The following is a 9,408-nucleotide window of genomic DNA, read 5'->3' on the forward strand; positions in this document are numbered from 1 at the left end:
AGCGGCCGGGGGCGACCTCATGACGCTCGGCGCGGCCTTGCTGTTCGCCGTGCAGATCGCGGGTCTGACGGCCGCTCTCGGCGTGGTCCCGGCCCGGCGGCTCCTGTTCCAGCAGATCGCCGCCTGCGCCGCCTTCTCGATCGTCGCCGCCGCTTGCCTCGAACGGCCCCGGTTCGTCCCCGGGCCGGTGTCGCTCGGCGCGCTGGCCTACCTCGCCGCCGTGGCGACAGCGTTCGTCTTCGCGCTCCAGGCGTACGGCCAGCGCCGCACCTCCGCCAGCCGCGCGGCCGTCCTGTTCGCCACGGAGCCGGTCTGGGCGGCCGTGTTCGCCGCCCTCCTCGGCGAGCCGGTGCGTCCGAGAGAGCTGGCCGGCGGGGCGCTGGTGCTCGCGGGGGTCCTGGCGGGCACCCGGCGTCGATCCGGGAGGGCTCAGTCCTCCCCGGGCAGCCATTCACCCCGATAGACGAGACGCGCCTCCCCGGCGAGATCGAGCCGGCCGTCCGCCCTCCGGCGAACGAACAGGGGGAGGCCGGAGGGAGGGACCACGCGGCAGGTCTCGCCGCCGCCGAGCAGCACGGCCGCCACGGCGAGCGCCGCCGACCCGCAAGCGAGGGTCTCTCCCGAGCCGCGCTCGAGCGTGCGGACGAGGGCGGCCCCGGGGCCGGTGATCGCGTAGACGGTGAGGTTCGCCCGGGCCGCGAGTTCGGCGTCCGCCGCCGCGAGAGCGCCGCGCAGCTCGGCGAGGTTCTCCGTCTCGACGGCCGGCGATTCGAACAGCACGTGAGGCACGCCCGCGGTGACGAGACGTCCCGCGCGGAGCGCGCCGGCGGCCCGAACCGTCACGATCGGCCCTCTCGCCGGGGGATCCACGCTGATCCGCACGCCCCGCGGATCCGGCGCGGCCTCGTACTCGTGGCCGCCCAGGACCAGCCGCGCGGGCCAGCGGGCCCGGCCTCGGCGCACCGCGTACAGCGCGGCGCACCGGGCCCCGTTGCCGCAGAAGGCCGCCTCGCTGCCGTCCGCGTTCCAGTAGCGCACTCGGACCGGATCGCCGCGCCCGACGAGCAGCAGCCCGTCGGCACCGATCCCCGACCTTCGCGCGCAGACCCGCCGGGCGAGTTCCGGGGGCGAAAGCGGCGGCGGCGGGTCGTCGTCGCCGACCACGAAGTCGTTGCCGGCCCCCGTCATCTTCCAGAAAGGCCAGACGTTCACGGCTCCGTCCCCGCGGGCGGTCGCGGAGCGAGCCAGTCCGTCGGCCCCGCGTACGCCGACCGGTTGCCCGCCGCATCCTCGGCCGCGGCCCTGTAGCGGTACCGCCGCCCGGGCTCGACCGCCCGGTCCTCGTAGAAGAAATCGGGGGCCGGGACGGCGGCCAGCGGCTCGAAGCGGCCCTCCCCTTCCTCCTGGCGCTCGATCAGGACGCGCGCCTCGTCGGGAGAACCGCCCGCCCGCCAGAAGATCCTGATCCTTCCCGCCTGCGCCACCGCGTCCAGGTCGCGCGGCGGCGCCGGGGGGAACCGGTCCTCGTAGGCGACGGCGCCGCACGAGACCGCGAAAGACTCCTGCGGCACGCCCCCGTCGGGCCGGCCGGTGACGATCTCGTAGGCGGGCCTCTCGCCGTACCGCACGGCGCGGTCGATCACCGATCCAGCGGCGATCGGGCCTTCGGCGACGGCGCTCCAGTGCTCCGGTCCGGGAGGGCCGTCGACCCGGTAGACCCTCGCGACGAGATCGGGACCGGCCTCCCCCTCGTCCAGGCGCCAGGCGATCTCGACGCCCTCCTCGCGAGGCACGAGGCGGCACGCAGCAGGAGCCGGCGGCGGCGCGGCCGGCACCAGCGGCACCCGGTCGGAGGGGAGCGACCTGGAGGCGCGGTCGCGCACCGCGAGCGCCACCACGAAAGCGGGAGCGTCGCCGAGGCGGGCGAGGTCGATCGCCCCTTCCACCCACGCGGGTCCGTCCCCGGGTGCGGCTCCGACGGGATGCTCCTCCGCCGAGCGAAGGTACTCGCGAGCCCGCTCGGGCACGTTCCAGCCGCTCGCCTTCTCCGGCGATGCGACGGGCAACGCCAGGAGCACCAGCTCGGCCGGCGGCCGGAGGGGTCGGCCTCCGAGCGTCGCGGGGGTGACCCGGGCGGCGAATTCGAGCCGATCTCCCCGGAGCCGCCACGTCACCCCGGCCGGGGTTTCGGGAATGTGCGGCCGCGGCGGCCGCGGCCGGGCCCGGTGGCCGCACCCGGCGGCGACGAGACCGCACAGCACCGCGAGGAACCGCCGCAGGCGTGGGCTCACAGCACGTAGCGCGCGAGATCGGTCTTCGCCACCACGTCCTGGAGGGCCTGCCGGACCGTGTCGGCGTCGATCTCGCACCGCCCCTGGAGGCGGTCCGGGGCGTCGAACAGCTTCGGCTCGAGGAGGCGTTCGAGGACGGTCGCCAGCCGCCGGGCGCCGATGTCCTCGGTCTGCCGGTTGATCTCGTCGGCCAGCCGAGCGATCTCGGCGATCGCCTCCCTGGTGAAGGACAGCTCGACGCCGTCCACCTCCAGCAGCGCCTGGTACTGGCGGATGAGCGAGTTCTCCGGCTCGAGGAGGATCCGCTCGAAGTCCTCCCGCGTCAGGCGCTGGAGCTCCACGCGGATCGGGAAACGCCCCTGCAGCTCCGGAATCAGATCGGACGGTTTCGACACGTGGAAGGCGCCGGCGGCGATGAAAAGGATGTGGTCCGTCCTGACCGGACCGTGCTTGGTCTGGACGATCGTTCCCTCCACGATCGGGAGGAGGTCGCGTTGCACCCCCTGGCGGCTGACGTCCGGACCGTGGGAGCCGGCGTCCGGCCCGGCGATCTTGTCCAGCTCGTCGATGAACAGGATCCCCGTCTCCTCGACGCGGCGGATCGCCTCCGCGGCGATCTCCTCGGCGTCCAGACGGCGGTCCTCCTCCTCGCGCTGGAGCGCCTTCCGCGCCTCCGCCACGCTCATCCGGCGGCGGGTCGTCCGCGGGCCGAACAGTCCCGGCATCATCTCGCCGAGCTTGATGTCGATCTCCTCCAGGCCCGGCGCGCCGGCGATCTTGAACGCCGGCGGCGAGGCGGCGCGGACCTCGATCTCCACCGGTTCGGCCTCGAGTTCTCCGGCGCGGAGCCGGCGCCGGAGCGCTTCGCGCGCCTCGAGACGCTCGCGGCCCTCCCCGGAGATCCGGCCCGCGGCGAGCGCGTCGAGCAGCCGGTCCTCGACCGCGCGCTGGGCGGCGGCGGCGACGTCGCGCCGCCGCTGCTGCCGGACCTGGTCGATCGCCACCTCCACCAGATCGCGCACCATCGACTCGCAGTCCCGGCCGACGTAACCCACCTCGGTGTACTTCGTCGCCTCGACCTTGAGAAACGGGCTGCCGGTCAGGCGCGCGAGCCGCCGGGCGATCTCCGTCTTCCCCACGCCGGTCGACCCGATCATGAGGATGTTCTTCGGTAGCACTTCCTCGGCGAGCGCCGGCGGAAGCTGGCGGCGCCGCCACCTGTTCCGGAGCGCGATCGCGACCGCGCGCTTGGCCTCCTCCTGACCGACGATGAACCGGTCGAGTTCGGCCACGACCTGGGACGGGGTCAGCGAATCGACGCCGGGTGCCGGAAGCGCGTCACCGAGGCGCGTCCGCTCCGGACGTCCGGGCATGTAGAAGACCACGTTCACTCCTCCCCGCCGTCCAGCGTTTCGCAGACGAGGTCGCCTCCGGTGTAGATGTCGAGGCCGGCGGCGATCCGCAGCGCCTCCTTGGCCACCACCTCGGGCGGCAGGTCGGTGTGGGCGAGCATCGCGCGGGCGGCCGCCAGCGCCGCGGTGCCCCCGCTGCCGATCGCCATCGTACCGTCGTCCGGCTCGATGAGATCTCCCGTCCCCGACAGCAGGAGCGTTCGCTCGCGGTCGGCGACGAGGAGGAGCGCCTCGAGGCGCCGCAGCGCCCGGTCGGTTCGCCAGTCCTTGACCAGCTCCACCGCCGCCCGCTCCAGCCGGCCGCCCGCCTCTTCGAGCCGCGCCTCGAAGCGGCTGAACAGGGCGAAAGCGTCGGCGGCACCGCCGGCGAAACCGGCGAGGACCGCGCCGCCTCCCAGCCGGCGGATCTTTCGCGCCCCCGACTTGACGATCGTGCTCTCCAGGGTCACCTGCCCGTCGCCCGCCATCGCCACGCGGCCGCCCCGGCGCACCGCGAGAACCGTCGTCGACCGGATCACCGCCATCGGGAACACCTGCGTGCCGATCCGAACCGGATCGCACGCCGAACGGGGAGCCGCCTCGCGCCCGGCACCCGGGATCCACCCCGCGGCATGCGCCCGGCGGGGCCGGCTCTATATTCCCCCGCGGGAGCATTTTCGTAAAGGAAGCACACGGATTGTCAACGCCAAGACCCCATCGTGCGGCGGTGGCCTATGTGGTCGTCGTCGCCGCAGCGGGGATGCTCGCGGGCGCCGACATGGCGCGCCGGGCGGCCCGCCCCGTAACCGGCGGCCTGCTGCCGATCGCCGTCTTCGGCCTGCTCGGTCTCGGCTGGTCGCTGATGACCTTCAAGGTCGACCGCCGGCGGGGGGGCCGGGCGGCGGTCACGCTCGCTCCCGCCGCCTACGAGGCGCTGTTCCCGCTCGGTGATCCCGCCGGAGCCGGCATCGTCGCCCTTCTCACGACGGTGTTCGACTGGGCCGCCCATCGCCGCGGCCTTCTCCAGGGGGCGTTCAACGTCGGCCAGGTTCTCGCCGCCGCTTGGGCCGGAACGCGCGCGGCCGAGGCGGTCACGGCCGCGACACCGGGACTGCCGGGCATCGGCGCGGGGGCGCTCGCCGGCGCGGCCGTCTTCACGGCGATCAACTTCGCGCTGACCTACGCGGCGATGAGCCTGGCGACCGGCCGATCGGCCCGCGACAGCGGAGTCATCTCCTACGCGGCTCTCAGCAACGAGATCGTCGTCGGCTGCTTCGCCGCCCTCCTCGCCCTCTCCTGGTCCGCCCACCCCGCGCTCCTCGTCGTCTCCGTCGTGCCCCCGACGCTTCTGTTCCTGATCCTCTCCCGCCTCGAGGAGCGCGAAGGCGCCCTCCGCCGGCGGCAGAAGGAGCTGCAGTCCCTTCAGGAGCTGGGACTCCGCGTCAGCGCCCAGCTCGACACCACGACCCTCGCCTCGGTCGCGACGCAAATCGTCGCCCACGACCTCCGGGCGCGCGGAGCGGTCCTCGCCTTCGTCGGGGACAGCGAGTACGAACTCCGGGTAGCGGCCGTGAGCGACCGCCGGGAGGAGATCAACGTCCCCCCGCGCCTGCCGCGGGGCGGTTTCGATGGCCCGTTCCTCGCGCGGCGCGAGCCGATGATCGGCGATCCCGTGGCGGTTCGCCGCTTCCCCGAGCTGTCGCTGTTCGGCGTGACGAGCTTTATCGCGCACCCGCTTTGGATCCTGGGGGAGCCCGCCGGCGTCCTCGCCGTCTACGACGACGGGGGACGCGAGCCGTTCGGCGCCGAGGACGCCCGCCGCCTGTCGGCTCTCGTGCGCTTCATCGAGGTCGCTCTCGACAACGCCAAGCTGTACGACGACCTCCGCGAGATGCAGCAGCAGCTCATCCAGACCGAGAAGATGACCGCGATGGGCCAGCTGGTGTCGGGGGTCGCGCACGAGCTCAACAACCCGCTGGCGACGATCTCGGGGACCGCGGAGCTGGTCGAGCAGCGCTCTCTGCCGGAGGACGTGGCGCGCATGGTTCGGCGCATCCGGCGCGAGGCGGACCGGGCGTCGAGGATCGTGCGCAGCCTGCTCACCTTCAGCCGCGCACACAAGCCGGAGGTGGGATGGCACTCGCTGAATCCGATCGTCGAGGAGGTCCTCGAGCTGCGCTCCTACGAGTGCCGCGTCCGCAACATCACCCTCACGCACGAGCTGGATCCCGACCTGCCGCTGGTGCGCGTCGATCCCCACCAGATCCATCAGGTGCTGCTGAATCTCGTCACCAACGCGGTGCACGCGATCGAGGAGACCGATCGGCCCGGACTGATCCTCGTGCGCACCTACCGCGAAGGGGACACCGTTCGACTCGAGGTCTCCGACAACGGGCCGGGAATCCCCGAAGAGAACCTGGGGAAGCTCTTCAACCCGTTCTTCACCACCAAAGAGGTCGGCAAGGGGACGGGGCTGGGCCTTTCGATCTGCTACGGGATCGTCCGCGAGCACCGCGGTCGCATTTCGGTGCGCAGCGTCCCGGGACGGGGCGCGACCTTCACCGTGGAGCTGCCGATCCCCGACGAGCCGGCCCCCGCCGAGCCGACGCCGGTGCCGGCCGCCGCCTCCGCCCAGGCGCCTCCGCCCGACGGCAAGGGACGCCGGGTGCTCGTGGCCGACGACGAGGCGGGGATCCGCGAAGTCCTCAGGGAAGCGCTCGAGGCCTGGGGTTTCACGGTGGACACCGTCCCGGACGGCCACCGTGGCCTCGAGCGGCTCCGCGAGCGCCGGTACGACCTCGCGATCCTCGATCTCAGGATGCCCGGTCTCGACGGCCAGGGGCTGTATGACCGCGCGCGGGCGGAGGGGTTGACCTTCCCGCCGGTGATCTTCTCGACCGGGGATGCGGTCAGCGCCGAGGCGCGGTCCTTCCTCGACCGGGTCGCGGCGCCCGTCCTGCTCAAGCCGTTCTCACTCGCCGGGCTGCGGGAGGCGATCGAAGCCGCGACCACCGGCGTCTCCCCTCGCGACACCGCCCCCGCCGCCGGCTGAACCGTTGCGGGCCGCCGCCCCTTCCGCCTCCAGTTCCTCGAGCAGCCTCTCGGCTCGGGACCGCAACGGGCCTTCGGGATAGTCGGCCAGGAGCCTCCGGAGCGCGTCGCGCGAGGCTTCGAGATGGCCGAGCCGCCGCTGTGCGAGCGCGAGTTCGTACAGCGCCTGCTCCCGGCGCCGCGAGCCGGGATAGCGCGTGACCAGCTCTTCGAGGCGGCCGACGGCGCCCCGGTCGCGCCCGCGCCGCAGATAGAAACGCGCCACGAGCCACTCGTGCTCGGCCAGCCGGTCCTGCGCGCGCTCCAGCATCGCGGCGGCGGCGAAGCGCCAGGGGTCGTCCTCGGGAAGGTCGGAGAGCATCGCCTCGAAGTGCTCGAGGGCCTTCCGGGCGAATTCCTGGTCGTTCTCCGGATCCTCGGCCTGGCGGAACTTGCACACGCCCGCCTGGAACCGCGCGTAGCGGGCCCGTGGATGGTTCGGATAGAAAGAGACGAACTGCTCGTACCGGTTCTGGGCCTCCGCGATGTCGACGATCCCCCCCTGGTAGAAGTAGGCGTCCGCCAGCGCGAGCTTGACCAGCGGATCGAGAGCCTCCCCCACCGGCGCCACCAGGCCGACATCCCCCAGCATCTCGATGGCCTGGAGAAACTTCCGCCGGGCGATCGCCTCGCGCGCCCGCTCGTAGAGGAGCTCGTTGTCCTCGACCAGCTCCTTCCGGTGGTGGCAGGCGGCGCCGAACGCCAGCAGCAGCGCGAGCGGGATGGCCCGCCTCACGGTCGATCGCCTCACCATGGGCCGAGGACCTCCTCCAGTTCCCGCGGGATCCGCCGCGGCCGGCCGCGCCGGTCCACCGCGGCGTGGTCCGTCTCCCCTTCCGCAAGCCGCGCGCCGCTTTCGGCCTGCCGCACCACGTAGCTGAACCGGAAACGGACGGGAGAGAGCCTCCGGAACCGCGTCTCCACCACGATCAGGTCATCGTAACGCGCCGGCCGGCGGTACCTCACCTGCGCGGCGACGAGTGGCAGCCGGACACCGAGCCGCTCCTCGATGTCCCGGTAGGCGAGGCCCCTCTCGCGAAGCCACTCGGTCCGCCCCACCTCGAACCACACGAAAAACGCCGTGTGGTGCGCGAACCCCATGCGGTCGACCTCGGGGTAGCGCACGCGGATGGTGGTCCGCGCCGTCACAGCGCCGCCTCCGCCCGCCGCCGGAGCTCCGCCACCGCCGCCGCCGGATCGCCGCCGCCGAACACCGCGCTGCCCGCCACGAAGGCCCGAGCACCCGCTCGCACCAACTCGGCCACGTTGTCGGGACCGACGCCGCCGTCCACCTGGATCACCGGCGACGCTCCGCGCTCCCGCAGCAGTCGGGCGAGCCGCGCGACCTTCGCCACCGACTCGGGAATGAACTTCTGGCCCGAGAACCCCGGATCGACCGACATCACGAGGATGCGGTCGACGTGATCGACGAGTTCCTCCAGCGCGGCCAGCGGCGTGCCGGGATTGATCGCCACCCCTGCGCGGGCCCCGCACTCGCGGATGGCGGCGAGCGCCCGGTGGACGTGCCGCGCCGCTTCGACGTGGACCGTGACGATCGCCGCGCCGGCCTCCGCGTACCGGGCCGCCCAGCGCTCCGGCTCCTCGATCATGAGGTGACAGTCGAGCGGCAGCGAGGTGACCCGGGCGAGGCTGCGGACGACCGGCAAGCCGATGGTGAGGTTCGGGACGAAGTGGCCGTCCATGACGTCCACGTGGACGGCTCCCGCCCCGCCGCGGGCCGCCGCCTCCACCTCCTCGCCCAGACGCGCGAAATCGGCGGCCAGGATCGAGGGTCCGATCTCGATCATCGCGTGCGCCCTCCGCCGCCGCGCTCCTCCGCCTCCGGCGGCCACTCGAAGGTCCCCGCCTGGAGCACGACCACGTCGTCGGTCGCCGCTCGCGTCCCCGGCGGGGGCCTCTGCGAGACGATCCGCGCCCCCGGACCGGCCGGCCCGCGCAGGCGCACCCGCCGGAAGCCGGCCCGCTCGAGCGCCCTTCTGGCGCGCTCCGCCGGGACGCCGCGGAGATCGGGCATCACGTAGGCCCGTGGCGGCGGGCCGGCGCTCACCAGGAGGCTCGCGGCGCTCCCGGTGTCGACCTCGGCACCCGGCTCCGGATACTGCGCCACCACCCGCCCCACCGCGACGCCCGGGTGGGGCACGCTCGCGCTCTGGGCGAGGCGCAGTCCAGCGGACTCCAGGGCGATGCGGGCCCGGCCGAGGCTGCCTCCCGTCAGATCGGGCATCACCACCAGGGGCGGGCCCAGGCTCACGACGAGGCGAACCGCCCGCCCCGGTTTGGTGCGGGCGTGCGGCGGCGGGGACTGCTCGACGACCTTCCCCTCCGGCTCCGACCGGTCGTGCCGGCGCGCGACCACCTTCGGCCGCAGCCCCGCTTGCGCGAGACGCGACCGGGCCTCCTCAAGCGGCAAGTCGACCACCTCGGGAACGGCGACGTCCGGAACGCGAACGGAGAACCAGAGGGCAAGCCAGGTGGCGGCGGCGTAGGTGCCCCCCAGGCTCGCCACGAGCAGGACGGCCGCCCCGGCGCGCTTCCAGGGGTTGCGGGCGGTTCGCCGCGGCGGTCCGTTCGGGGGCGTCGCCTGCTCCACGGGTGCGCTCACTCCTCGAGGCGGC

General features: G+C 73.6%; 10 protein-coding genes. 2 read left to right on the top strand and 8 right to left on the bottom strand.

Features of this window, described 5'->3' with window-relative positions; translation table 11 throughout:
• Positions 1–463 (top strand): EamA family transporter (locus D6718_12145; GenBank protein ID RMG43489.1); only part of this gene is annotated, 463 nt, incomplete at its 5' end.
• Here D6718_12145 and dapF read toward each other — a convergent pair.
• Genes dapF through hslV form a run of 4 tightly spaced genes read right to left on the bottom strand, consistent with a single transcriptional unit; the run spans position 430 to position 4,227 of the window.
• On the bottom strand, positions 430–1,212 hold the full coding sequence (dapF, locus tag D6718_12150; protein ID RMG43490.1) for a diaminopimelate epimerase: 783 nt from the start codon (positions 1,210–1,212) through the stop codon (positions 430–432). The genes D6718_12145 and dapF overlap by 34 nt on opposite strands.
• Positions 1,209–2,291, bottom strand: a complete 1,083-nt coding sequence (locus D6718_12155; protein RMG43491.1) for a hypothetical protein — start codon at positions 2,289–2,291, stop codon at positions 1,209–1,211. Before D6718_12155 ends, dapF begins: the two co-directional genes overlap by 4 nt.
• Positions 2,288–3,664, bottom strand: coding sequence for an ATP-dependent protease ATPase subunit HslU (gene hslU, locus D6718_12160; GenBank protein ID RMG43495.1), 1,377 nt, complete (start codon positions 3,662–3,664; stop codon positions 2,288–2,290). The genes D6718_12155 and hslU overlap by 4 nt, the downstream gene beginning before the upstream one ends.
• A gap of 14 nt (positions 3,665–3,678) precedes the next feature.
• Positions 3,679–4,227: an ATP-dependent protease subunit HslV gene (gene hslV / locus D6718_12165; protein ID RMG43496.1), complete on the bottom strand. Its 549-nt coding sequence runs from the start codon at positions 4,225–4,227 to the stop codon at positions 3,679–3,681.
• A 191-nt stretch (positions 4,228–4,418) separates the two neighbouring features.
• Here hslV and D6718_12170 point away from each other — a divergent pair, with 191 nt between their 5' ends.
• Positions 4,419–6,734 (top strand): response regulator, encoded by a 2,316-nt coding sequence (locus D6718_12170; protein RMG43492.1) that lies wholly within the window; start codon positions 4,419–4,421, stop codon positions 6,732–6,734.
• Here the strand turns inward: D6718_12170 and bamD are convergent.
• The 4 genes from bamD to D6718_12190 are packed head-to-tail and all read right to left on the bottom strand — an operon-like array spanning position 6,654 to position 9,395.
• Positions 6,654–7,526: an outer membrane protein assembly factor BamD gene (gene bamD / locus D6718_12175; protein RMG43493.1), complete on the bottom strand. Its 873-nt coding sequence runs from the start codon at positions 7,524–7,526 to the stop codon at positions 6,654–6,656. The two genes, D6718_12170 and bamD, sit on opposite strands and share 81 nt — an antisense overlap.
• On the bottom strand, positions 7,520–7,873 hold the full coding sequence (locus D6718_12180; protein RMG43497.1) for an acyl-CoA thioesterase: 354 nt from the start codon (positions 7,871–7,873) through the stop codon (positions 7,520–7,522). The genes bamD and D6718_12180 overlap by 7 nt, the downstream gene beginning before the upstream one ends.
• A 44-nt stretch (positions 7,874–7,917) precedes the next feature.
• On the bottom strand, positions 7,918–8,580 hold the full coding sequence (gene rpe / locus D6718_12185; protein ID RMG43498.1) for a ribulose-phosphate 3-epimerase: 663 nt from the start codon (positions 8,578–8,580) through the stop codon (positions 7,918–7,920).
• Entirely contained in the window at positions 8,577–9,395 is an 819-nt protein-coding gene (locus D6718_12190; protein ID RMG43494.1) for a PASTA domain-containing protein, read from the bottom strand. Before D6718_12190 ends, rpe begins: the two co-directional genes overlap by 4 nt.
• Positions 9,396–9,408 lie beyond the last annotated feature (13 nt).

It is taken from the genome of Acidobacteriota bacterium, from assembly GCA_003696075.1.
Lineage (GTDB): Bacteria > Acidobacteriota > Polarisedimenticolia > J045 > J045 > J045.

Coding starts and splice junctions, on each gene's coding strand:
- hslU (RMG43495.1), bottom strand. CDS start 3,664: ATGCCCGGACGTCCGGAGCGGACGCGCCTCGGTGACGCGCTTCCGGCA.
- hslV (RMG43496.1), bottom strand. CDS start 4,227: ATGGCGGTGATCCGGTCGACGACGGTTCTCGCGGTGCGCCGGGGCGGC.
- bamD (RMG43493.1), bottom strand. CDS start 7,526: ATGGTGAGGCGATCGACCGTGAGGCGGGCCATCCCGCTCGCGCTGCTG.
- D6718_12180 (RMG43497.1), bottom strand. CDS start 7,873: ATGGGGTTCGCGCACCACACGGCGTTTTTCGTGTGGTTCGAGGTGGGG.
- rpe (RMG43498.1), bottom strand. CDS start 8,580: ATGATCGAGATCGGACCCTCGATCCTGGCCGCCGATTTCGCGCGTCTG.